This is a genomic window from Azospirillum sp. RU38E, assembly GCF_900188385.1.
Classification (GTDB): domain Bacteria; phylum Pseudomonadota; class Alphaproteobacteria; order Azospirillales; family Azospirillaceae; genus Niveispirillum.
This window is the reverse complement of sequence record NZ_FZOI01000008.1, coordinates 40688-64652: the sequence shown is the minus strand read 5'-3', so window position 1 is coordinate 64652 and position 23965 is coordinate 40688. Positions and strand designations below refer to the sequence as shown.

Below are 23965 nucleotides of genomic sequence, written 5' to 3'. Positions count from 1 at the left end.
CTCAGCGCTCCGCCACCTGGCCGTCGGCTTGGGCATCCGGCCCGTCGACGCCGATCAGATCCTTGCCGCCGGCGCGGGTATCCACCGCCACTTCCACCGACAGGCCGGGGCGCAGCCGGCCCGCCATCGGGCCGGTCCGGGGCAGGGAAATCCGCACCGGCACCCGCTGCACGATCTTGGTGAAATTGCCGGTGGCGTTCTCGGGCGGCAACAGGCTGAACTGCGCCCCCGAGGCGGGGGACAGGCTGGCGATGCGGCCGGTCACCGTCAGATCATGATAGGCATCCAGCTTGATGGTCACCGGCTGGCCTACGCGCAGCCGGTCAATCTGGGTTTCCTTGAAATTGGCGGTGACATAGGCCTCACTCACCGGCACCAGCGCCATCAGCTGGGTGCCGGCATTGACATATTGGCCGACGCGGGCGTTGTTGCGGCCGATGACGCCGGCCTTGGGCGCGCGCAGCACTGTCTTTTCCAGCTCGCTTTCCGCCAGCACCAGGGCGGCCTCTGCCTGGGCCAGATTGGCCTCTGCCTGTACCCGTTCGGTGCGCAGCACGGCGATCTGGTCACGCTCGGCCGCCAGGGCGGCCTGGGCGCGCTTCACCGCCGCCCCGGCCTTGGCGGCATCGGCCTGGCTGGTGGAAAGCTGCTGCTTGCTGGCGAAATCACGCGTGGCCAGGGCGGTATAGCGGCTGGCATCGGCCCCGGCCCGCTGCTGCTCTGCCTGGGCAGAGGCCAGGCTGGCCGTCGCCTGGGCGATCAGCGAATCTTCCAGCACCAGCCGGCTGTCAATATTGGTGATGGCCGCTGCCGCCGCATCGCGCTGGGCGCGGGCCTGATCCAGCCGGGCGCGGAAATCCCGGTCATCTAGGCGCAGGATGACATCGCCTTCCTTGACCTTCTGGTTTTCCACCACCGCCACCTGATCGATATGGCCGGCGACACGGGTGGAGAGCGTGATGATCTCCGCCTCCACATAGGCATTGTCGGTGCCTTCGATGAAGCGCCCCTCGCTCCACCAGTGCCAGCCGGCATAACCCACCCCCAGCAGCAGCGGCACCGCCAGGATCAGCCCCAGCTTCTTGTTCATGATCGGTCCCCCGGATGAATTACGGAACTGGACGGTCCAGTTTTGTTGAGAGGGTGCCGTGGGATCAGCCGCCCGTCAAATGAATAAATGGACTCATCAGTTTGATAATCACGTGAGCAGCCATGCCGGCGGGACATGCTGACCGGAAGGTCATGGGATTGCCCTATCGGGACCGGGGAATTCTTTGCTAGACAGACAGGGGTGTGGATGAACGGCAGAAGTCGGGACGGCAAACCATGCGGCGGCAAGATCAGGGCGCTATGACCGGGCAATCCTTGCCGGATCGCCGTCGCTTGCTGCGCGGTCTGCTGGCCGGCGGCCTCTGCCTTGCCCTGGTGGATACGGCCCCGGCACAGGCTGCGGAAGCGGTCGACCCGAAAATCCGCTTCATCAAATTCCCGCCCATTCAGCTGCCCGGCAAGGATCGGCTGGCCTATCTGCGGCTGCGCTTCACCCTGGTGGTGCGCGAAAGCGAACAGATGCAGCAGGAAGCCGATCTGGTGAATGCCTATAAGCCGCGGATCATCGGGCTGGTCACCGAACGGCTGCCGCAGGACAATCTGGTGGACCGGGATTCCGGGCCGGAACAGGTGAACCACCTGAAAGAATGGCTGCGTGATCTGGCCAACAATGTTGTCGGTCAGCCGGTGGTGGAAGAGGCGCTGATCGTCTCCATCCTTACCGGTTAACGGGCCACCCTCCTGCTCTATTGCGCACAGGGGCTTGCGCTGAAAGGTTAATTGCATTTCAATGGGTGAAATATCCCATTGATTGTGCTGCCCTTGCGCCCCCTTCCCGCCCTTGCCCTGCTTTGCTGTCTGCTGCTGGCCGCTTGTGGCGAGGGCATTACGCCCTTGCCACGCGGCACCGGTGGGCCGCCTTTGCCGCTGGCGCTGGGCACCCTTGTCGTTGATGTGCCGCGCGGCGGCAGCGTCGGTGGCTATGGTTTCGGCTTGCTCTGCCGTCCGCCCTTCAATGAGATCGCCTGGAATCAGCGCCCTTCCTGGGACACGCAGCTGTCGATGGCGGTGCGTGATGGCATGGCGGCGGGCGGCGCCCCGCTGGCCGATGACAAGCGCCATGGCCCCCTGCGCCCGGCCCAGCCCTGGGAACTTTCCGCCCGTATCACTGCGCTTACATTCGATCTCTGCCGCGCCAATGATTTCTGGTTCGATAAACCGATCGGGGAGACGGGCACGGCGACGGTATCGGTTGAATGGACCCTGCGGCGGGATGGAAGGCCGCCACAAGTGCTGACCAGCCATGGCCGGGGCGGCACCGATATTCCAGCCTCCGACGATGGCAAATTGCTGATCCTGGGCAATGCCCTGGCCGATGCCGCGCGCCAGCTGGCCAGCCGGCCGGATTTCCGGCGGGTGCTGGCCAACCCCGCGGCTGAAGACGGGATGGCGGCTGCAGGTGCGCCGGCAGCGCCCCCCACCCTGCCCGCTTCTGTTCTGCCGCCGCCTTCTGCTCCAGTTCCAGCACCGGCCATGATGGTGGCGTCCCTGCCCCCGTCTGCGCCGTCTCCCGCCTCCTTTGCCGAACCGGGGACAATGGATGCTGAGGGAGAGGCCGTGATGGATGCCACCCCGCCGGCGGTTGCCATCGGTGATCCGTTGCTGTCGGTGCAGACGCCTTCCCGCCAACGCCCGGCCCTGCTGTTGGGGCTGGACGGGCTGGCCCTGATGCCGCTGGACATGCAACCCGATTGGCTGGCTGCCGGGGCTGCCCCGGCCCTGCCGGTGCGCGGGGCGGGCGATACAGGCGGGCAGGCGGTGCCGCTGGCCTGGGACCGGCTGGCGGCGGCCATGCTGCTGCGGGTGGAGATGGGGGCGCATCCCCTGCCCGGCCTGGCGCCCGCCCGCCCGCGCAGCCCGCCGGTGGGCAGTCTGCTGCATCCGCCCGGCAAGCCCGACCGCACGGTGATGATCACCGCCCGGCGGGAGGAAGGGCCGCTGCCCATTTTATTACTGGATCTGCCGCCGGGGCTGGCCCCGCCCCCCTTCCTGCTGGATGATATGGGTCGGCTGGCGGCGGTGATCGCCGGTCCGGCCCTGCCGGGCGACCTGCAGCCCTATCACCCCGCCGGCCCCCTGCTGACGCGCCTGCGGGAAAAACTGCCCCCCGCGGGCGCGCCACAACCGGCCCCGTGATGCAATCCAGGGCGGGATCGGCCCGCCCCAGGCTCAGGCGCTTTTCGTCAGGGGCGTCGCTTCCCCGGTTTCCGATTCGGGCACGCGCAGGTTGCGCACCTTCAGCAGCTTGATGCGACGGGGATCGGCCTCAACAATCTCGAACACCAACCCGGAATCGTGCTGGAAGGTTTCCCCCGGCAAGGGCACGCGCCCCGCCATGGAGAAGACCAGCCCGCCCAGCGTATCGACATCCACCAGTTCGTCAGCATCGAAGAAGCGGCCCAGCTGCTCCTCGAACTCTTCCACCGGGATGCGGGCATCGACCAGCAGGGTGCCGTCGGGGCGGGGGACCAGGCGTTTCTGTTCCGCCTCGTCATGCTCGTCCTCAATCTCGCCGACGATCTCTTCCACCAGATCCTCGATGGAGATCAGCCCGTCAATGCCGCCAAACTCATCCACCACCAGGGCCAGATGCTGGCGGGCCTGGCGCATTTTCAGCAGCAGGTCCAGCACCGGCATGTTGGGGGTGACGATCAGCACGTCGCGGGTGATGGCCTGCAGCTCGAACGGTTTGCCGACGGCGACACAGGCCAGCACATCCTTGATATGGACCATGCCGACCACATCGTCCAATTCCTCCCGATAGACCGGCATCCGGCTATGGGCTTCGTCGGAAAAGCGCCGGATCAGGTCGGGCAGGGAAATATCCAGCGGCACGCCGACAATGTCGGCGCGCGGCACCATGGCATCCATCACCTTGCGGTGCCGCAGCTTCAGGATATTGGCAAGCAGGGCACGTTCGCCTTCCGCCATGGAAGGCTCGGTATCGCCCGTCTCCTCGATCAGCTCCTCAATGGTGCCGCGCAGCGTATCGCCGCCGCGCACCCCCAGAATGGAGCGCAACCAGCCGCGCAGCTGCTGGCTGAAGGAGGGTTGTTCTTCGGCCCCGTCCTCGCGGGGCGATCGACTGTCGCTAAGGTCGGCCATCTTCTTTATCAGTGGGTTGCTTGGGTGGTCCCGGCGTCGCCAGGATCATCATCATCCGGGGCGTGCCCGCCGCCGGCATAGGGATCGGCAATGCCGAACCCGGAAAGTATCTGCGTTTCCAGCCGTTCCATCTGTTCGGCCTCGCCATCCTCAATATGGTCATAACCCAGCAGATGCAGCACGCCATGGGTGACGAGGTGGGTCAGATGGTCGGCCAACGCCTTGTTCTGTTCCCCCGCCTCGCGCTCCACAGTTTCGAACGCCAGGATCACATCGCCCAACAATACAGGAACCGCCGGGCCGGGCGACAGGAAATCATCGCCCTCCCCTTCTTCGACGTCATCTTCCCCGTCCGGGTCGTCTTCAAATTCATCATCGGCGAAATCATCATCGCCGTCGCTGCCATCTTCGCCATCGGCGTGCAGCGCGAAGGACAGCACATTGGTCGGCTTATCCTTGCCGCGATAGGTGCGGTTCAGTTCATGCACCGTGTCATCATCGGCCAGCACCAGCGACATTTCTGCTGGTCCGTCGGGCAACAGGCCGGGTTCGGCGGTAAGCGCAGCCACCAGGGCGGCATGGGCCGCCCGCTGGCACAGGCCCTCAATATCGCTGATCCGGTCTTCCCAGCGCGGCTCCTCGATGCTGATCAGAATTTCCACGCGGTCGGCGCTGGCATCGGGGGGCGGGGGGGAAGCATTGCTCATTGCGGGTTGTCCGGTTTGCTGGCACGGGCCGCGGCATCATAGGCGCGCACGATGCGGCCAACCAGCGGGTGGCGCACGACATCCTGGTCGCTGAATTCCACGAACGACACGCCTTCCACCCCTTTCAGGATGCTCAGCGCTTCCTTCAGGCCGGATTTGGTGCCGGATGGCAAGTCGATCTGGGTGACGTCGCCCGTCACCACCATGCGGCTGCCCTCCCCCATGCGGGTCAGGAACATTTTCATCTGCATGGGCGTGGTGTTCTGCGCCTCGTCCAGAATGACGAAAGCGTGGGCCAGTGTGCGCCCGCGCATGAAGGCCAGCGGGGCCACCTCAATCACGCCGGTTTCGATACGCTTGGCCACCTGATCGGGCGGCAGCATGTCGTTCAGCGCGTCGTACAGCGGACGCAGATACGGATCGACCTTGTCCTTCATGTCGCCGGGCAGGAAGCCCAGCCGTTCGCCGGCCTCCACCGCCGGGCGCGACAGCACGATGCGGTCCACCTTGCCCTGCAGCAGCAGGCTGACCGCCTGGGCGACCGCCAGATAGGTCTTGCCGGTGCCGGCGGGGCCCAGGCCGAACACCAGTTCATTCTCGTTCAGCGCCTCCAGGTAACGGGCCTGGGTGGCGCTGCGCGGGGTGATGACGCGGCGTTTGGTACGGATGGCCCCGTTGGGGTCAGAGAGCTGTGCCAGCCCCTGGCCGGCGGACGGCAGATCGGCGCTGATCGCCATGCGGGCGGCGGCATCCACCTCCGCCGGGCCGACGGGCAGGCCGGCGCGCAACCGCTCCCACAGGGCCAAGAAGACGGTGCGCGCCGCATCCATGCCCTGCTGATTGCCGGCAATGGTCAGCACATTGCCGCGCGTCACCAGCTTGACGGCCAACTGGCGTTCGACGCGGGCCAGATATTGCTCATGCTCCCCAAACAGCAGGGGCAGCAGACGGTTATCGCCAAAGGCCAGTTCGATCCGGCCATCGCCATGCCCGGTCACCACCGGGGCGGAGGTCTGGGCGCTCAAGCCACCGCCTCCGCCGCAACCGGGGCGGCGTGTTGCGGGATCGGGTCGGCCAGATCGCCGGCCAGGCTGTTGGCATGGGCGCCATGGATGCGCACATCCACGATGCGGCCCATCAGATGGGAAGGTGCAAAGGCATGGACCGACTGCATGAAGGGGCTGCGGCCCAGCAACTGCCCCTCCAGCTTGCCCACCCGGTCGAACAGCACGCCGATGGTGCGGCCCACCAGCGACTGGTTGAAGGCCACCTGCTGGGCGTTCAGCAATTGTTGCACCGCCTGCAGCCGGTCATCCTTCACCGTCTCTTCCACCTGCCGATCCCCCATGGAGGCGGCGGGCGTGCCGGGGCGGGCGGAATATTTGAAGCTATAGGCCTGGGCGAAACCAATATCGTTGATCAGGCGCAGCGTGTCGGCGAAATCCTGATCCGTTTCACCGGGGAAACCGGTGATGAAATCCGATGACAAAGCCAGATCCGGCTGGCGGCTGCGCAGCCGGTCGATCAGGCGGCGATAATCGTCGGATGTGTGCTTGCGGTTCATCGCCGCCAGAATGCGGTCACTGCCCGATTGCACCGGCAGGTGCAGGAAGGGCATCAACTGCCCCACGCTGCCATGGGCGTCGATCAGATCGTCATCCATGTCACGCGGGTGGCTGGTGGTGTAACGGATGCGCTGCAGCCCGTCGATTTCCGCCAGCGCCCGGATCAGGCGGCCAAGGCCCCAGACCTTGCCATCCGGCCCGTCGCCATGGAAGGCGTTGACATTCTGGCCCAGCAGGGTGATTTCCACCGTGCCGCCGGCCACCATGCGCCGCGCTTCGGCCAGCACCTGGGCGACCGGGCGGCTATATTCCGACCCGCGCGTATAGGGCACGACACAGAAGGTGCAGAACTTGTCACAGCCTTCCTGCACCGACAGGAAGGCGGCGGGCCCGTGCTGGCGCGACCCTTCTTCCGGCAGCAGGTCGAATTTGCTTTCCACCGGGAAATCGGTATTCACCACCCCGCCGGCCCCGCGCACGGCGCGCGTCACCATTTCCGGCAGCTGGTGATAGGTCTGGGGGCCGAACACCATATCCACATGCGGGGCGCGCATCATGATTTCCGCCCCCTCGGCCTGGGCGACACAGCCGGCCACAGCCAGCACCATGCGCCCGCCCTCGGCGGCCTTGTCATTCTGCATCAGGCGCAGGCGGCCCAGCTCGGAATAAACCTTTTCCGATGCCTTTTCGCGGATATGGCAGGTGTTGAGGATGACCATGTCGGCACCTTCCGGCGCATCGGTCGGCTCATACCCCAGGGGTGCCAGGACATCGACCATGCGGTCGCTGTCATAGACGTTCATCTGGCAGCCATAGGTCTTGATGAACAGCTTCTTCTTCAACAACGCCCCCCGCCCTTGCCGACGGGGCCTTCCGGCAAAAGATGCACCATGGGTTCGGATACACTACCCGCCCCTTAACCCGCCCAAAATAGGCAAGCTGCTGCCTTAGTCAATAAGGCAGCGTCTGTGCAGAGGGGGTGGGTGGATTGCAGCGGCCAGTATCCCGGGCTGGGACCCGCCAAAATCACAGCATCACCGCCCCGCCGCTGGGGCTGAGGCACTGGCCCACCATATGCCGTGCCTCATCCGACGCCAGGAAGATGTAGGAGGGAACGATATCCGCCAGTTCGCCCAGCCGCTGGCTGGGCAGGGTGCGGCGCACCGCTTCCAGGCTGGCGCGAACAGCATCACTGCTGAGCTTGGGGTCAATGGCGCCGGGGGCCACGCAATTGGCCGTCACATTGCGAGCGCCGATATCATGTACCAGGCTGCGGGTGAAACCCAGCAGGGCCCCCGCTGCCGCACCATAGAGCGAATAGCCGGGCGCCCCGTGATAGGCGATGTCCGACACGGTGGTGATGATGCGGCCATAATCCTGATGGAACATCAGCGGCAACACCATGCGCGTCATCATGAAGGCGGAGCGCACATTGGCGGCCATCACCAGATCAAACTGTTCGGCCGTGGTATCCACCACCGGAATGGCCGGGCGCATCCCGGCATTATTGACCAGGATATCCACCCGCCCCAGCCCGGCCACCGCCGCTTCGGTCAGCATATAGGCGCCGTTGGGGCCGCTGATCTCCGTCATCAGGGCCACGGCGCGGCGACCCGACCGTTCAATCTGACGGACCAGTTCATTGGTGACGGGGCGCTGCGAGACATCTTCATATTGCAGCACCAGATGGGCACCTTCCTCCGCGAAGGCCCGCGCCACCGCGCGCCCCACCGGATTGCCGGCACCGGTGATCAGTGCCACGCGATCCTGCAGCCTTCCCATGTCCCAACGCTCCCAGACTATATGGAATCAAGGCGCCATGGTGCGCGGGTCGGGCCGGTGCCGTCAACCCGTGTGCTGCGGTGACAAGCGCTTCGCAAAACAGGCCGATTCAGCGCGGCCGACATAGGGGCCATAGTTACCGGTCACGCGGTAACCGTGGCGGCGGTAAAAGGCACAGGCCCGGTCATTGGCCCAGCGGGTTTCCAGCACCAGTTGGCGATATCCCAGGGTGCGGGCCTGCTGCTCCAGCCAGGCCAGCACGGCCGCCCCCACCCCAAATGACCCCGGTACTGCATACATCCGCTTGATTTCAGCGGTACCGGTCACGCCTTCCAGGGGGCGGATGGCACCGCAGCCCACCGGTTCCCCGTTCAACCGGGCCAAGGCGAAGGCGCTGCGCCCGGCCACGGCGTCCCAACCATCCAGCCCGCGCCGCCCATCACTGCCGAACCGGGCCAGCAGGTTGGCTGACAGGGCATCCAGCAGCGGCTGCACCGCCGCATCGTCTGGCTGGGCCGCTTCGATGGTCAAACCCGTGACCGGTTCCGGCAGAATCCGGTACATCACGCTGGTGGCGGAAATGAAATCACTGTCCGGGTCCTGGGCATAAAGCGGGATCTGTCCGACCAGCTGGAAGCCATGGGCGGCATAGAGCGGCTCCACCGTGCCGCTGCGCGTATCCAGCACCAGCAGGCGTTTGCCCTGGGTACGGGCGATTTCCACCGCGCGGCGGATCAACGCACCGGCAATGCCGCGATGGCGGGCGTCCGGATGGACCAGCAGCTTGCAGATTTCCGCCCGGTGGCGACCATTGGCCGGCATATCGGTAACCAGTTGTACCGTGCCCACCGTGCGTCCCTCCAGCGTGGCGGTCAGCAGCTGGCGGCCCCCGGCTTGCACCCCGGCAAACACGCCCTGCCAGAAACGGGTGGCATCGGCATCGGTGAAGGGCTGCACAAAGCCCACGGAGGCCCCGCCCTCCACACAGGCGCGCAGAATGCGGACAAGATCGGGCAGCAGCGCCGGCAGATCATCGCCGGCAACCTCACAAAGATCGTAATGCATGATGCTCCCTTCAGGGCCGGGTGATGGCGATCAGGTAACGGGCGGGCGCTTCCCCCAACACGGTGAAGCGCGACGTGCCGAACAGGCGGAAGCGCAGGCAATCCCCCGGCGCCAGCCGATAGGGCACGCCCTGCAGCATCAGTTCCAGCCCGCCGGACAGCATCCAGACATGCTGTTCCAGCCCATGCACTGGCGGTGCAGCGTAATCGATCACGGTGCCGGGGGGCAAAGTGCCCTCAATCAGTTCCGTATCGAAGCCATTCGCCGGTGGGGAAATGGAACGGCGGTGAAAGCCGGTGCCGGGGTCGATCCAGACTGGTTGCTGATCCGGGTGCAGCAGGCTGACCGGCTGGCTTTCCACCTCCGCCAGCAGGCGCGACATGGTGCGGCCATAGGCGGTGCAGAGCCGGCCCAGCAGGCTGGCCGTGGGGCTGGTCTCCCCCCGCTCCAGCCGCGACAGGGTGGCCTTGCTGACCCCGCTGCGGGTGGCCAGTTCATCCAGCGACCAGCCCTGTTCCTGGCGCAGTTGCGCCAGACGGGCAGCGAGGCGATCATCAAGATCAGGGGATGTGTCGTTCTGTTCCATAATTGAGAAAATATCCCAAATTCGGAACAGTAACAACAAAGAAAAAGGCGTCGGGGGATGCCCGACGCCTTTTCCCTGAACCTGCCGACACCGCAACCGGTGCCGGGGAGCCTGTGATCAGGCATTGCCCTGGGTCTGCGGCATACCCTGGCCCAGCACCTGACGGCGATACAGATCGACGAAGTCCAGCGGCTGCAGCAGCAGCGGCGGGAAACCGCCTTGGGACGTCATGTCGGCGATGATCTGGCGGGCGAACGGGAACAGCAGGCGCGGCCCCTCGATCAGCAGCACGGCGCGCTGCTGATCCTGCGGCAGCGGCGGCAGGGTGAAGACGCCGCAATAGACCAGCTCGGCGATGAAGGCGGTCATCTCCCCCATCGTCGCTTCCACGCGCAGGCGCAGCTGCACCTCCGCCACATTCTCGCCCAGGGCCTGGCCCTGCAGATCGACCTGCAGGTCGATCTTCGGCTGTTCGGTGGCCGCCATCAGGCTGCGCGGGGCATTGGGATTCTCGAAGGAGAGATCCTTGACATATTGCACATTGACGACGAGCGGCATGATCGGCGCGCTGTTGTCCTCGGCGGTATCGATGCCGTTGGCGTTGGTCTCGTCGCTCATGAAATGCCTGCTCCGGTTGGAATGCATCGGGGTTTAAGGATTGCCGGCGGGACTAGCACGGATAGGGTTTTTCGGCAATGGTGGCATCGCGCCGCTGCCGGCTTGACAGGCGGCGGCAGAGGGGCTTTAAAAGCCTTACGTGGTGATTTGTGACCGGATTGCAGGCCACGTTGAAAAGAAACTGCTAAAAGGTCGAAGCCATTGCCGCCGGGTTCCCCGGTCGATAGGGCCTCGATCCGCCGGTCGGGGCCTGTTTCATTTCAGGCCCGTGCTTGCATGAAGGGCCTTGGAAGCGATGGCACATGATCCGTCTGACAATCTGAACCCCGCCACCCTGCTGGTGCATGGCGGCACCCGCCGCAGCCAGTTTGAGGAGACGAGCGAGGCGATCTTCATGACCTCCGGCTATGTCTATGACAGCGCCGAGGCGGCGGAAGCCGCTTTCATCAATGATGGGTCGCGCTTCGTCTATAGCCGCTTCCGCAACCCGACTGTTGCCATGTTCGAGGATCGGCTGGCCCAGTATGAGGGCTTCCCCCGCTGCTTCGGCACCGGGTCCGGTATGGCCGCCGTCCATGCCGCCGTGTTCGGCCTGCTGAAGGCGGGCGACCGGCTGGTGGCCAGCCGCGCCCTGTTCGGCTCCTGCCTTTATATTGTCAGCGATCTGGCCAAGCGGTTCGGCATTGAAAGCGTGATCATCGACGGCACCAAGCCGGAGGAATGGGAAAAAGCCCTGTCGGTCCCGACCAATCTGGTCTTCCTGGAGACCCCCAGCAACCCGTGCCTGGAAGTGGTGGACCTGTCACATGTGGTGCCGCTGGCCCATAAGGCCGGGGCCAAGGTGGTGGTGGATAATGTGTTCGCTACGCCGGTGCTGCAAAAGCCGCGTGATTTTGGCGTGGATGTCGTTGTTTATTCCGCCACCAAGCATATTGATGGCCAGGGCCGCTGCCTGGGCGGCGCCATCCTGTGTGATGATGAGGTTGCCGCCCTGCTGGCCCCCTATCTGCGCCATACCGGCCCGGCGCTGAGCCCGTTCAATGCCTGGCTGCTGCTGAAGGGTCTGGAAACGCTGGAACTGCGCGTGCGCGCTCAGTCTGCCAGTGCGCTGAAGGTGGCCGCATTCCTGGAAAGCCACCCGGCGGTGGAACGCGTGCTCTATGCCGGGCTGGACAGCCACCCGCAGCGCGAATTGCTGAAGCGGCAGATGGATGGCGGCAGCAACCTGATCTGCTTCCATCTGAAGCCGTTCCAGGGCGATGCCAAGGCCGCCGCCTTCACCACCCTGAACAACCTGCGTGTCATCAAGATTTCCAACAATCTGGGCGACAGCAAAAGCCTGGCCACCCACCCCTTCACCACCACGCATCAGCGTTTGACGGTGGAAGAGAAGGCGACGCTGGGCATTGGCGCCGGCACCATCCGCCTGTCGGTGGGGCTGGAAAATGCCGACGACCTGATCAACGACCTGAAGCGCGGCCTGGATCAGTTGGTTTGATATTCATCTCCCTGGAGCGGTCACGATCCAGGGAGTTTTAGGTGCCGGCGCTGCCTCTTACCAATCCGCCGAGGGCGCGTATGCGCCCGCCCGGTGCATGGGGGAACACCAACTCTCCCTTGATCGGTCACGATCAAGGGAGAGTTGGTATCAGATCAGGAAACTGTCGGGATTGGGGATCGGCTTATTCTCGATCGCCTTCAGCAGGGCGAAGATGGTGCGCACCAGATACCAGACAAAAACCAGCATCAGGATCAGAAAACCGATGCCGATAAAACTGGTGGCAATGCCGATCAGGCTGGCAACAAACCCGATCCAGAAGGTGCGGATGGCGAAAGTCAGGTGACCGTACCAGATGTCGCTGCCCATCTCCCCCCGTTTCAGATAGGCGATGATGAGCGCGACCAGCCCGGTCAGGCCGACAAAGCAGCTGGCCACGTTCAGCGCATGGACGATGATGACCAGCTCACGCGATTTGGTCCCGCCCTCTCCCACAGAATAAGTCATGCTGGCTTCCCCATTAACCTTAACCCCGACTGATTGAACCCCGCATCGCCACGGGCGGCAAGGGAAATACAGCCGGCCGCCTCAATCCCCCGCCGCAGCGGCCGGCATGGGGCTGGATAAAGGCGGCAGGGCCAGCAGGCTGGCGGTGGCGGCCAGCTGCATCACCATCGCCCCGATGGCCAGCGTGATCAGCCCCTGACCCAGGAAGGGGGCGACAAGGGCGGTGCTGGCGGCGGCGAACAGGGTGATGGCCAGAATGACCAAGGCCGACGCCCGGTCATCATCCCCCCGCCCGGCCATCACCGCACGCAGGAAACCCGGCGGCCCGCGCAGGCCCAGCCCGATATTCATCGGCGCCAGCAGCAGCGGCAGCAGATGGGGATTGTTCCCGCCCGCCAGCGCATAGGCCAGCAGCAGCAAGGCCGAAACCAGGGCCAACAGGGTGCCGATCAGGATCAGCCGTTCCGCCCCGATCCTACCGGCCAGCGGCCCCGCCAGATTGGCGCAGAGGATGAACAGGGTGACGCCGATCATCTGCATCAGGATGAAATCCGCCATTTCGCCGCCCATGCTGTGGGTGATGACGGCCGGGGCGCTGAACACCACCACCAGCAGGCCGCCCAGCAGCAGCGACTGGGACAGGGCATAGCGCAGAAATACCGGGTCACCCAGCAGCCTGGGATATGAGCCCAGCGTGCGCGGCGCCGGCCCCGCCGGCAACAGGCCGCGCCCCGCGAACAGGCAGAGCGCCACCAGCACCGCCAGCCCACCCGTCACCAGAAAGGGCAGCCGCCAGCCGCCCAGCGCGACCAGCCCGGCACCGGCGAGCGGGGCCAGGGCGGGCGCCAGCGCCTCAATACTGCCCAGCGCGCCCAATGCCCGCATCGCCCCCTTTTCATCGAACAGGCGGCGGATCATGCCGGGCGCGAAAACGGCCGGCGCGCCGCCCAGCAGCCCTTGCAGCAGACGCAGCCCAATCAACACATCCAGATTTTCCACCGCTGCACAGGCCAGCGACAGCACCAGTTGCGACAGGATGGAAAACAGCAGTAGCCAGCGCCGGTCCACCCGCGTGCCCAGGCTGCCGAACAGCAGCAGGCCCGCCGCCGTGCCGCCAATATAGGCGGCGATCACCAATTGCGCCTTGGCCACCCCGCCATCAGGCCACAGCGCCATGTCCGGCAGAGCGGGCAGTACCAGATCCACCCCGGCAATGCCCAGTAATGTGCCCATGACTAGCAGGATGCAGACCAGAAGCCGCGCCATAAAAATCACCCAAAACAGAATAGTTCCGATATCGGATGTTTTATCTCCTGTCTTTCCAGCCCAGGTCAAGCCCTCTGTCACAATGCCGGCTCAGGGGCGGCTTACGGCGTCGGGGGCCAGATGGGGGGAACCGGCCCCGGCCCGCTCCGCCTGCCGCACCAGGGCCAGCACACGGGCGCAGGTGGGGGCGGCGCGGGCGGGGTCGTGGCCCAGCCGTTGCGCCAGGGCCAGCACAGCCCCCTGCAGGCGGTCAATCTCCGTCCGCCGGCCGCGCTGCAGATCTTCCCACATGGAAGACCGGGCCAGCGGGTCCATGCGCAGCATGGCACCAGCCAGCCGGCGGAACAGCCAATCCGGCAGGCGCAGCACAAAGGGCAGCAGGGCCGGCTTCACCCCGCTGACCTTTGCCGGGCGGATACCGGCCTGATGCAGCAGGGCCAGCGCCTCCGCCATCTGGGCGGCCAGCAGGCAGCGCCAGCGCCGGTCCGCCACCTGCTGCACCAGCGGCAGGCCGGACAGGGCGTTCAGGCCATTATTCAGGTTCAGCAGCAGCTTGCCCCACAGCACCGCATCCATGTCCGCCCTGCCGGCCACGGGCCAGCCGGGGACGTTCAGCGCTGCGGCCAGCCCCGGCAGATCATCGGCCAGCATCACCGTGCCGGATGTGCCGCGATGAAAGCGGCCATCCGGCATCTGCACAATATTGAAGGGCACCATGCCCGCCAGCACCCGCCGCCCCGGCAGCAGGGTGGCCAGCTGTTCGGCATTGCCGATGCCGTTCTGCAGGCTGATCACCGGGGCATCGGCGGGGGCGAAGGCGGCGATCAACTGGCCGATATCATCCGTATCGCCGCCCTTCACCGTCACCAGCACCAGCCCGGCATCCGCTATGGCCGCTGCCGGATCGGTGGCCAGCCGCAGGCTGCCGGGGGGCAACTGCCAGTCGGCCCCGTCCAGATCGGACAGGCGCAGCCCGCCGGCCAGCCGTTCGGCCAGCGACGGGCGCAGCAGCAGGGTGACGGGCAGGCCCGCCCGGGCCAGACAGCCGCCGGCATGGCAGCCGACCGATCCCGCCCCGGCCACCAGGATGCGGCGGCCGGGTGCCAATTGCCAGGGGCCCATCCGTTCAGGCCGGATGGTGGCGGGCATGGCCCTTTGCCGCGGGGCCGGCAATGCCGGATCGCACCAGCTGATCCACCTCCGCCTCAATATTTTTTTTGAAACCAAAGGCGAAGAAGCCCTCTGCCATCAGGAACAGCGGGGCCATGAAGATTTGCAGGATATTGGCCGTCAAGGCCGGCTTGTTGCCTTCAAACTTGTGGCCCAGCAGCTGCACGGCCCAGCCGCCGACAAAGGCCGCCACGCCAATGGCGGCGGCCGTGCCACCATCCATCCGGCTGACCTGATCAGCCAGCCAGACGGCCGGGATGGCCACCACCACCAGCGCCGCGCCGATCACCAGATCCAGGCTCAGGTAATACAGCGCCAGGGCCGCCACCAGCAGCATCCCCAGGCTGACATCCATCCCCGCAATCTCGAACCGGGCATAGGAGGCGGCCAGGATCAGCGAGAAGACGATGATCGGCACGCCGAAATAATGCGTCAGCCGGTTATGCGGGTGCTGGTGATAGGCGGCGTAGAACGCCATGGTGCGGGCCAGCCGGGTCATGTCGTGGTTCCTCCCTGGATGATTTTATAAAACAGACTGATTGGTTTGTTTTTACATCAGGTGGTGCGGCGTGGCAATGATGTTGGCGGGGATAAACAGCCGGGATATGGGAAAAATGGTGGAAGTGGCGGCCACACGCCGCAGTCAGCCGGAACGACGGGAAGAAATGCGGCGCCGGCTGGTGGCGGCGACGCTGGATGCCTTGGCGGATCATGGCCATGCTGGCGCCTCGCTTTCGGTGATCCTGGATAAGGCCGGGGTCTCCCGCGGGGCCTGGGCGCACCATTTTGATACCAAGGCGGAAATGCTGGCCCTGGCGGCGGAAGGGTTGCTGCGTGAAGCGGTGGCCAGTGCTGGCACCCTATCCCCCGCCATACTGCCGCCCGGCGACGGGCCGGCGGCGCTGGGCGCATTGCTGGAACAGGCCTGGGCCCGCTTCTATGAAGGCCGCCACCGCGACCTGTTGTTTGAGGTGGCGCTGGCCGCCCGCACGGATGCGGAGCTGAAACAGCGTCTTGCCCCCATTTTCAGCGATTTCATTACGGCCGTCGGGCAAAGCTGGGGACTGGCCCTGCGCCCCCGCCCCGGTGCGGGGGCGGCTCTGGCCGATCTGATGGTGCTGACCGTCTATATGCTGCGCGGCATGGCCATGCAGGAACTGGCCGCCGGCCCCAGCCCCGACCATGCCCGCCTGCGGGCCCTCTGGGCCGGGCTGCTGGCGGCGCAGATATCCTGCTAGAGCGTATTTCTGCTGATTGGAAACACGCTCTGGTTTTTCGTTTTCCGCAATCCCTTGCGCCGTTTCCGATTGACCAAAACCCGCTAAGCCAGCGGCAGCGGCACCGGTTCCGGGTCGCCCTGCAGGTCGGGTGCGGGGCCGGTGGGGCGGCGGGCGCACAGGCGCTGGATCACCGCCGCCTTGGGGCTGGATACTTCGCCCTGTTCGAAGGCCACCACCTGCAACCCCTCCGCCGCCGCCAGCCCCAGCAATTCGCCATTGCGCAGCAGAAAGCCGGGGCTGGACGGGCGGCCATGGCGCTGGTTGCCCATGGCAAAGGTTTCATAGATCAAGAAACCGCCGGGGCGGAGCGCGCCGGCCAGAGCCGGCAATAAGGGCCGGTGCAGATAATGGGTGACGATGATGGCATCGAACCCGGTCAGCTCGGCCGGCCAGGGGTTGCCATTTTCCAGATCCAGCCCCCGCAGGGTCACCCCCGGCCGGCCCTCCAGGTCGGCCACACCGCGCAGATCAATATCCACGCCCGTCACCGCACAGCCCCGATCCAGGAAGTGCCGCAGATGCCGCCCGCCGCCGCAGGCCACATCCAGCACACGGGCTCCCGCCCCAATCAAGGGGGCGAAGCGGGCCACCCAGGCGGATGCCGGGGCAAAGGGACGGATCGCGCTATCCATAAGAACACTCATCCAAGCTGGGGGCGCTGGCGTGCTTTTGCTACAAAAGAAGCGTGGCCGCAGGAGCCCTTGTACCATCATGCACGATGTCTTCCATCTTCACGATCTGGCCAATGATGCGCAGCACCGGCTGCTGCTTTACTGGCTGGATGTCGCCCGGCGGGACCGGTCGGTGCCGCTGGCCGCCTTTGATGAAATGCGCCTGCCGCCGTCGGTTCGGGCGAACTATGTGGTGCTGGGGCTGGGGAATGACGGTATCCGCAAGGCCCGCTTCCTGCGGACCGGCAGTGCCGTGCCGGTCAATCTGGGGGTGGACCCGGTCGGGCTGACGCTGGAACAGCTGATGCCCCCTTCCTATGTCAATGACATCGTGCCGGCCTATGCCATCTGCGCCAGCACCTTCAGCCCGCTCTCCAGCCTGGACCTCGTCACCTATTCCGATGGCTACAGCAAGCTGGTGCGCCGGCTGGTGCTGCCCATTGGGCGGACGGCGGGCTTGGGCGGGACGTGTGCGCAATATCTGCTGATGATCTATGCCCCTGCCGGCGGTGCGGACGATATGGCCGACGAGGTGCCGGGCCCCGGCCAATGCCGCACCATGCAGCGGGTGGATTCCGTCGGCATCGCCCTGTTCAAGGATGTGCCGCCGGAACCGGCCGCCCCCTGTTCCAACGATATCGGGCTGTGACCCGCCGTTCCGCAGCCCCCATCTGTTGATATCGGCATTGCCTGTTGCGCCGGTTCACGCCATCTATGATCGCGTGTGATGGTTTTTGACTGATTTTTGCTGGCCATGATCCTGTTCAACCTGAAATGCGCCCACGGCCACCGGTTCGAAGGCTGGTTCCGCAATGGTGCCACCTATGACGCACAGGCGGCGGCGGGGGAGATCACCTGCCCGGTCTGCGGCGATACCGGCGTGGAAAAGGCGCCGATGGCCCCGGCCATCGCCCGATCGGGCCGCAGCCGGGATGAACAGCCGGTGGTGCCAGCCGCAGCGGAGAACCCGACCGTTCCCGCCGCCCCCGCCAGCGATGCCGAACTGGCCCATCAGGCCGAGATGCTGCGCGCCCTGCGGGAAATCCGCCGCCAGGTGGAACAGAATGCCGAGAATGTCGGCGACCGTTTCGCCGATGAGGCCCGCAAGATCCATTATGGCGAGACGGAAAGCCGCGCCATCTATGGCGAAACCAGCCGGGAACAGGCCGAACAGCTGCGCGAGGAAGGGGTGGAGTTCGCCTCCATTCCCTGGGTTCCCGCCGGGAACTGATACCAAGAGCCATGGATCATGGCTCTTGGTATTCGTATGCTCCCTCAGACGCCGGGCGCTGCCTCCGGCAGCTCGGGCTTGACAGCGGGCACGTGCCTGCGGGCCGGCAGTCGCCGGCCTCCAAGGGTCATGTCCCATGCCCCTTGGTTGGTACTAATCTGCCTGACAGTTTAGCTTCAGGTGGTTGGAGGCCGGCGACCGCCGGCCCGCCGCCCATGCGGGGATGTCAGCCCCCAGCCCCACTGAATCCGCTTGACCCTATCGGTGCGATGGCGCATCAAACGCGCACCGTTGACGCCTGTTCGCGCGCGGGACCGTGCTGGACGACATCCCGGCCCGGCCCCGGTGGGAACGGGTGCGTACCTATTTGTGGGCCTTGCTGCCCCCAATCCACGTCAAGGGGCCGCCATTGGTGGCCGGGTGCGCTTTCCCTGAAATCATCTATGTGGAGACATGCGATGTCGATCACGGCTGAGCGCAAGACCGCGCTGATCGAAGAATACAAGACCAAGGAAGGCGACACCGGTTCGCCGGAAGTGCAGGTTGCCATCCTGACGGAACGTATCGTCAACCTGACCGAACACCTGAAGACCCACGCCAAGGATTTCCATTCCCGTCGTGGTCTGCTGGTGATGGTCGGTCAGCGCCGTAGCCTGCTGGACTATCTGAAGAGCAAGGATAAGTCCCGCTACGACACCCTGATCCAGCGTCTGGGCCTGCGCCGCTAGGGCCAGGGTTCCGGCCGTTGCCATCGCCGCTCCCGACCTGATCGGAAAGGTGCCATCGCCTGTGACAATGCCCGTCTTCTTCCGACGCTTTGCCCTTCCGGTCCGCTTTGGCGGGCGGGGGGATGGTGTCGCCGGGGAATGCGGGCTGGTCACCGGTGGCATGGGTGGTGATGGGGGCCAGATGGGGGCTTCGGCCCCTTATAGAGTTTGAGGACGGCCAGCCGGAACCTTTCCGGCTGGCCGTTTTCGCTTCCAGCCCGCCCCGATGGGGGGCTGGGGTGACCGGCAACGGTCACCGGCGTGAAGATTTAACAGGCGGGGCTGTCCGATTGGGCCCCGGCCCGGCGCCCAATCCGGGGTGTCACGGGTTTCGGATGGAAGGAACGATAAGATGTTCAAGGTCTTCCGTAAGGAAATGGAATGGGGCGGTCGCAAGCTGGTCATCGAGACCGGCAAGATCGCCCGTCAGGCCGATGGCGCCGTCATGGTCAGCTACGGCGACACGGTGGTGCTGGCCACTGCCGTTGGCGCCAAGTCCGCCAAGCCGGGTGTGGATTTCTTCCCGCTGACGGTGAACTATCAGGAGAAGGCCTTCGCCGCGGGCAAGATCCCCGGTGGCTTCTTCAAGCGTGAAGGCCGTCCGACGGAAAAGGAAGTCCTGGTCAGCCGTCTGATCGACCGTCCGATCCGTCCGCTGTTCGTCGATGGCTATCGTTGCGAGACCCAGGTGGTCTGCACCGTGCTGAGCCACGACCTGGAAAATGATCCCGACATCGTGGCCATGATCGGTGCCTCCGCCGCACTGACCATTTCCGGCCTGCCCTTCCTGGGCCCCATCGGTGCCGCCCGCGTTGGTTACGAGAATGGCCAGTTCATTCTGAACCCGACCATGGATCAGATGGATAATGCCACCCTGGATCTGGTGGTTGCCGGTACGCAGGAAGGCGTGCTGATGGTCGAATCCGAAGCCAAGGAGCTGTCGGAAGAGATCATGCTGGGTGCCGTGATGTTCGGCCACACCCAGTTCCAGCCGGTGATCGACCTGATCATCGACCTGGCCGAGGAATGCGCCAAGGAACCACGCGACATCGCCCCGCCGGCCTTCGACAAGGCCGCCGTCAAGGCCCGTATCCTGGAGGTGGCCGGTGCCGACGTGAAGGCCGCCTATTCGATCCTGGTCAAGCAGGACCGTTACGCTGCCGTTGGTGCCGCCAAGGACAAGGCCAAGGAAGCGCTGAAGGAAGAATTCGCGCCGGAAGCCATTTCCGAGATGTTCAAGGAAGTGGAAGCCGACATCCTGCGCGGTTCGGTCATCGAGACCGGCAAGCGCATCGATGGCCGCACCACCGTGGACATTCGCCCGATCGTGGCCGAAGTGGGCATCCTGCCCCGCGCCCATGGGTCGGCCCTGTTCACCCGTGGTGAAACCCAGGCGCTGGTCGTTGCCACGCTGGGCACCAACCAGGATGAGCAGATCGTGGATGCGCTGGAAGGCGAATACCGCGAAAATTTCATGCTGCATTACAACTTCCCCCCGTACAGCGTGGGTGAAGCCGGCCGCATGGGCAGCCCGGGCCGCCGCGAAATCGGCCATGGCAAGCTGGCCTGGCGCGCCATCCACCCGCTGCTGCCGTCCAAGGAAGATTTCCCCTACACGCTGCGCGTTGTGTCGGAAATCACCGAGTCCAACGGCTCCTCCTCCATGGCCACGGTCTGCGGCACCTCCCTGTCGCTGATGGATGCCGGCGCCCCGCTGGCCCGCCCCATCGCCGGCATTGCCATGGGCCTGATCAAGGAAGGCGACAAGTTCGCCGTTCTGTCCGACATCCTGGGTGATGAAGATCACCTGGGCGACATGGACTTCAAGGTCGCCGGCACCGAAGCGGGCGTCACCGCCCTGCAGATGGACATCAAGATCACCTCCATCACGGAGGAGATCATGAAGATCGCCCTGGCGCAGGCCCAGAAGGGTCGCATCCATATCCTGGGTGAGATGAACAAGGCGCTGAACACGGCGCGCGGCGAAGTGTCGGGCAATGCCCCGCGCATCACCGTGATCAACATCCCGAAGGAGAAGATCCGCGACGTGATCGGCTCCGGCGGCAAGGTGATCCGCGAGATCGTGGAGCAGACCGGCGCCAAGATCGACATCGAGGATGACGGCACCGTGAAGGTGTCGGCCGTGGACAGCAAGTGCTCCGACGCTGCCATCAAGTGGATCAAGGGCATCGTGGCCGAGCCGGAAGTGGGCGAGATCTATGACGGTAAGGTCGTCAAGGTCATGGATTTCGGCGCCTTCGTGAACTTCCTGGGTTCCAAGGATGGTCTGGTCCACATCTCCGAGCTGAAGAACGAGCGCGTGGCGAAGGTCACCGACGTGGTGAAGCAGGGCGATGCCGTGAAGGTGAAGGTGCTGGGCTTCGATGATCGCGGCAAGGTGAAGCTGTCGATGAAGGTTGTCGATCAGACGACCGGCGAAGACCTGTCCAAGAAGGACGCCCCGGCAGAGGGTTGATCCCTTTTGCCGTTGCGGCCCTGAATGGAACGTAAAGAAAGGCCGTCGGGGCAACCCGGCGGCCTTTTTCGTTGTCTGTTGGTGGGCGGTCGATAGGTCTGGTATCGTGGGATGTTCCAAGCACCTTGGGAAACCGCCCGTGATTACCCGCCTGCGCCTGAAGAATTTCAAGAATTTCGCTGATGTCGAACTGAAACTCGGCCCGTTCACGGTGATTCTGGGCACCAACGCCAGCGGGAAAAGTAACCTCCGCGATGCGTTCCGATTCCTTCATGGGATCGGGCGGGGGTATTCGCTGTCGGAGATTATTGGGGGAAAGACTGGCGGTGGAGGACAGGTTGAATGGGAACGGATGCGCGGTGCTATGCGTGAAATTTCACGCATTCAGGCCGAGACATCCGATGTAAGCTTTGATGTTACCGCAAAAATTTCAGGAGTAAATTCTATTTATCGTGCAAGTATAGAGAATTTTGATGGATTATTTCGTTTTATAAATGAGTACTTTGAATTAGATGGGCGTGAAATATTTAACTTTCATCAAAATGTATTCTGGGATTCCCCAGCGGTATCGACTATAAAAGATGAAATTGGTAGAAGTTTTACTATAAAAAATGAATTAAAAAGTATGCGATTCCATGAGATGGACTCAGCCACCGCGAAATTAGCCTCTCCGCCCGGTCAGAAAGTTCTCGGCGACCGGGGCGAGAACCTGCCCACCGTCCTGCAGGCCATCTGTGCCGATCCCGCGCGCAAAGAGACCCTGATGGAATGGGTGCGGGCCTTGACGCCAATGGATGTGGTGGATTTCAAATTCCGCAGCGATCTGAACGGCTTCATACAGCTTTATCTGGTGGAAAGCGACGGGGCCGAGATATCGGCGGTCAGCGCGTCGGATGGCACGCTGCGCTTTCTGGCCTTGCTGGCGGCCCTGCTGGGGCCGAACCCGGCCAAGCTCTATTTCTTTGAGGAGATTGAGAGCGGCATCCACCCGGCCCGCCTGCATCTGTTGATCGACATGCTGGAACGGCAGACGGCGAAAAGCGGTATTCAAGTTGTCACCACCACCCATTCGCCGGAATTGCTGTCGCTGTTGAGCGACGAGACGCTGAAATCCACGTCCATCGTCTATCGCCCGCCGGGCCGGTCGGATGCCATCATCAAACCGGTGCTGGATTTCCCGAATATCGACAAGCTGCGGGCAACCCAAGGGTTGGGGCGGCTTCACGCTGCCGGCTGGTTTGAGGATATTCTGAACGCCACCTTCGATGAAGAAGGTGATGCGGAATGAGCCTGCGCCTGATGATCATTCCGGAAGATTTCCGCAAGGACGAACATATCCTGAAACCCATTTTCAAGGCGCTGCTGACCACCCTGGGGAAGCCGCGTGCAACGGTGGAAGTCTGCAAAGATCCCCTTCTATGCGGCGTCAATGACTGCATGAAGAAGGACCGCTTGCAGGAGGTGTTTGACCGCTATGAAGGTATCTATCAGCACTACATCCTCTGTGTAGACCGAGATGGGGATGTAAACAGGCGGGCCAAGCTGAACCATCTGCAAGACCATTTCGCTGATGGCCGCGTTTTTCTGGCTGCCAATGCCTGGGAGGAATTGGAAACTTGGCTGCTGGCCGGGGTTGATCTGCCACGGGAATGGCGCTGGGCTGATATCCGCGCCGATATCAGCGTGAAGGAAAACTACTTCGAGAAACTGGCCCGGCGGCGCAACGTGACGGACGGGCTCGGTGGCGGACGCAAGCGACTTGGCGAAGAGGCAGCGCGAAACCTGGGTGCCATCCGGCAAAAATGCCGGGAGGATTTCGACGAACTGGCCCAGCGACTTCAGGCACGGCTGGGAATTTAGCCCCCCACGACCAAGGTAGATGCGGCGGAAATGCACAGAGGCTCTCCCTTTGCGCGGCCTTCATTTCGCACCCGCACTCCGATAGGATGCAGGCCGGTTCAAGGCGGGTGCCGCCCGTTCCTGTTGTTGTAAAGCTGCCAAGAAGGCCCAACGATGGATATCAGCAAGATCCCCTCCGGCAAAAACCTGCCCTGGGATATCAACGTCATCATCGAAATCCCGCAGGGCGGCCAGCCCGTGAAGTACGAGCTGGAAAAGGAAAGCGGCGCGCTGTACGTGGACCGTTTCCTGCACACGGCTATGTTCTACCCCGCCAATTACGGTTTCGTGCCCCACACCCTGGCGCTGGATGGCGACCCGATCGACGTGATGGTGGTGGGCACCACCCCGGTGGTCCCCGGTGTCGTGCTGCGGTCGCGCCCCATCGGCGTGCTGGTGATGGAAGATGATGGCGGCATGGATGAAAAGATCCTGGCCGTGCCGGTGGACAAGCTGCACCCGTTCTACAGCAACATCAGCAGCTATCGTCAGCTGCCGCAGATCCTGGTGGAGCAAATCGCCCACTTCTTCGAACATTACAAGGATCTGGAACATGGCAAGTGGGTCCGCATCGTCCGCTGGGACGAGGCCGACTTCGCCGCCAAGCTGATCCAGGAAAGCTTCGACCGTTACAAGGCGGAAGGCTGAACTGCCCGTCGAGC

General features: G+C 64.3%; 25 protein-coding genes and 1 riboswitch. Of the genes, 11 read left to right on the top strand and 14 right to left on the bottom strand.

Going from position 1 to position 23965, the window contains the following annotated elements:
• Position 1 precedes the first annotated feature (1 nt).
• Positions 2-1090 carry an HlyD family secretion protein gene (locus CHB97_RS14670; RefSeq protein ID WP_089288733.1) on the bottom strand — a complete coding sequence of 363 codons (1089 nt, stop codon included), beginning with the start codon at positions 1088-1090 and terminating at the stop codon, positions 2-4.
• A gap of 236 nt (positions 1091-1326) precedes the next feature.
• Here CHB97_RS14670 and CHB97_RS14665 point away from each other — a divergent pair, with 236 nt between their 5' ends.
• On the top strand, positions 1327-1779 hold the full coding sequence (locus CHB97_RS14665; protein ID WP_089288732.1) for a hypothetical protein: 453 nt from the start codon (positions 1327-1329) through the stop codon (positions 1777-1779).
• A gap of 93 nt (positions 1780-1872) precedes the next feature.
• Complete coding sequence (locus tag CHB97_RS14660) at positions 1873-3246, top strand: hypothetical protein (RefSeq protein WP_143270921.1); 1374 nt, start codon at positions 1873-1875, stop codon at positions 3244-3246.
• A 33-nt stretch (positions 3247-3279) separates the two neighbouring features.
• On the opposite strand, the gene CHB97_RS14655 is transcribed toward CHB97_RS14660, so the two are convergent.
• From CHB97_RS14655 to secB, 8 genes are all read right to left on the bottom strand, one after another.
• Entirely contained in the window at positions 3280-4215 is a 936-nt protein-coding gene (locus tag CHB97_RS14655; RefSeq protein WP_089288730.1) for a hemolysin family protein, read from the bottom strand.
• A gap of 8 nt (positions 4216-4223) precedes the next feature.
• Positions 4224-4922 (bottom strand): rRNA maturation RNase YbeY, encoded by a 699-nt coding sequence (ybeY, locus tag CHB97_RS14650; protein WP_089288729.1) that lies wholly within the window; start codon positions 4920-4922, stop codon positions 4224-4226.
• Entirely contained in the window at positions 4919-5947 is a 1029-nt protein-coding gene (locus CHB97_RS14645; RefSeq protein WP_244559549.1) for a PhoH family protein, read from the bottom strand. Before CHB97_RS14645 ends, ybeY begins: the two co-directional genes overlap by 4 nt.
• The gene (miaB, locus tag CHB97_RS14640) at positions 5944-7329 is read right to left on the bottom strand and encodes a tRNA (N6-isopentenyl adenosine(37)-C2)-methylthiotransferase MiaB (RefSeq protein WP_089288860.1); all 1386 of its coding nucleotides are present in this window, start codon (positions 7327-7329) and stop codon (positions 5944-5946) included. Before miaB ends, CHB97_RS14645 begins: the two co-directional genes overlap by 4 nt.
• A 184-nt stretch (positions 7330-7513) precedes the next feature.
• A complete protein-coding gene (locus CHB97_RS14635) occupies positions 7514-8269 on the bottom strand; it encodes an SDR family NAD(P)-dependent oxidoreductase (protein ID WP_089288728.1) in 756 nt (251 codons plus the stop codon).
• 63 nt (positions 8270-8332) lie between these two features.
• Positions 8333-9334, bottom strand: coding sequence for a GNAT family N-acetyltransferase (locus CHB97_RS26420; RefSeq protein WP_160105880.1), 1002 nt, complete (start codon positions 9332-9334; stop codon positions 8333-8335).
• A gap of 10 nt (positions 9335-9344) precedes the next feature.
• A complete protein-coding gene (locus CHB97_RS14625) occupies positions 9345-9920 on the bottom strand; it encodes an XRE family transcriptional regulator (RefSeq protein WP_089288727.1) in 576 nt (191 codons plus the stop codon).
• A gap of 117 nt (positions 9921-10037) precedes the next feature.
• Entirely contained in the window at positions 10038-10538 is a 501-nt protein-coding gene (gene secB / locus CHB97_RS14620) for a protein-export chaperone SecB (RefSeq protein WP_089288726.1), read from the bottom strand.
• Positions 10539-10667: 129 nt separating this feature from the next.
• Positions 10668-10746, top strand: a riboswitch (SAM riboswitch).
• 87 nt (positions 10747-10833) lie between these two features.
• On the opposite strand from secB, the gene metZ reads away from it, so the two are divergent.
• A complete protein-coding gene (metZ, locus tag CHB97_RS14615; RefSeq protein WP_089288725.1) occupies positions 10834-12036 on the top strand; it encodes an O-succinylhomoserine sulfhydrylase in 1203 nt (400 codons plus the stop codon).
• Positions 12037-12186: 150 nt separating this feature from the next.
• Here metZ and CHB97_RS14610 read toward each other — a convergent pair whose 3' ends face one another.
• From CHB97_RS14610 to CHB97_RS14595, 4 genes are all read right to left on the bottom strand, one after another.
• Positions 12187-12543 carry a hypothetical protein gene (locus CHB97_RS14610; RefSeq protein WP_089288724.1) on the bottom strand — a complete coding sequence of 119 codons (357 nt, stop codon included), beginning with the start codon at positions 12541-12543 and terminating at the stop codon, positions 12187-12189.
• Positions 12544-12624: 81 nt separating this feature from the next.
• Positions 12625-13809, bottom strand: a complete 1185-nt coding sequence (locus CHB97_RS14605) for an MFS transporter (protein ID WP_089288723.1) — start codon at positions 13807-13809, stop codon at positions 12625-12627.
• Between the two features lie 90 nt (positions 13810-13899).
• The gene (locus CHB97_RS14600; protein WP_200819955.1) at positions 13900-14958 is read right to left on the bottom strand and encodes a 2-dehydropantoate 2-reductase; all 1059 of its coding nucleotides are present in this window, start codon (positions 14956-14958) and stop codon (positions 13900-13902) included.
• On the bottom strand, positions 14936-15478 hold the full coding sequence (locus CHB97_RS14595; RefSeq protein WP_089288722.1) for a DUF962 domain-containing protein: 543 nt from the start codon (positions 15476-15478) through the stop codon (positions 14936-14938). The genes CHB97_RS14600 and CHB97_RS14595 overlap by 23 nt, the downstream gene beginning before the upstream one ends.
• A gap of 115 nt (positions 15479-15593) precedes the next feature.
• Here CHB97_RS14595 and CHB97_RS14590 point away from each other — a divergent pair, with 115 nt between their 5' ends.
• On the top strand, positions 15594-16217 hold the full coding sequence (locus CHB97_RS14590) for a TetR/AcrR family transcriptional regulator (RefSeq protein WP_160105878.1): 624 nt from the start codon (positions 15594-15596) through the stop codon (positions 16215-16217).
• A gap of 83 nt (positions 16218-16300) precedes the next feature.
• Here CHB97_RS14590 and CHB97_RS14585 read toward each other — a convergent pair whose 3' ends face one another.
• A complete protein-coding gene (locus CHB97_RS14585) occupies positions 16301-16891 on the bottom strand; it encodes a bifunctional 2-polyprenyl-6-hydroxyphenol methylase/3-demethylubiquinol 3-O-methyltransferase UbiG (protein ID WP_200819954.1) in 591 nt (196 codons plus the stop codon).
• A gap of 79 nt (positions 16892-16970) precedes the next feature.
• Here CHB97_RS14585 and CHB97_RS14580 point away from each other — a divergent pair, with 79 nt between their 5' ends.
• The 7 genes from CHB97_RS14580 (at position 16971) to ppa (ending at position 23951) form a co-directional block, all read left to right on the top strand.
• Positions 16971-17579, top strand: coding sequence for a hypothetical protein (locus CHB97_RS14580; RefSeq protein WP_089288719.1), 609 nt, complete (start codon positions 16971-16973; stop codon positions 17577-17579).
• 105 nt (positions 17580-17684) lie between these two features.
• Positions 17685-18161 (top strand): DUF1178 family protein, encoded by a 477-nt coding sequence (locus CHB97_RS14575; protein ID WP_089288858.1) that lies wholly within the window; start codon positions 17685-17687, stop codon positions 18159-18161.
• A gap of 458 nt (positions 18162-18619) precedes the next feature.
• Entirely contained in the window at positions 18620-18889 is a 270-nt protein-coding gene (gene rpsO, locus CHB97_RS14570) for a 30S ribosomal protein S15 (protein ID WP_089288718.1), read from the top strand.
• Between the two features lie 391 nt (positions 18890-19280).
• Positions 19281-21404, top strand: coding sequence for a polyribonucleotide nucleotidyltransferase (gene pnp / locus CHB97_RS14565; RefSeq protein ID WP_089288717.1), 2124 nt, complete (start codon positions 19281-19283; stop codon positions 21402-21404).
• 139 nt (positions 21405-21543) lie between these two features.
• The gene (locus tag CHB97_RS14560; protein ID WP_160105876.1) at positions 21544-22692 is read left to right on the top strand and encodes an AAA family ATPase; all 1149 of its coding nucleotides are present in this window, start codon (positions 21544-21546) and stop codon (positions 22690-22692) included.
• Entirely contained in the window at positions 22689-23264 is a 576-nt protein-coding gene (locus CHB97_RS14555; protein WP_089288715.1) for a hypothetical protein, read from the top strand. Before CHB97_RS14560 ends, CHB97_RS14555 begins: the two co-directional genes overlap by 4 nt.
• A gap of 153 nt (positions 23265-23417) precedes the next feature.
• On the top strand, positions 23418-23951 hold the full coding sequence (gene ppa, locus CHB97_RS14550) for an inorganic diphosphatase (protein WP_089288714.1): 534 nt from the start codon (positions 23418-23420) through the stop codon (positions 23949-23951).
• The last annotated feature ends 14 nt before the right edge of the window (positions 23952-23965 follow it).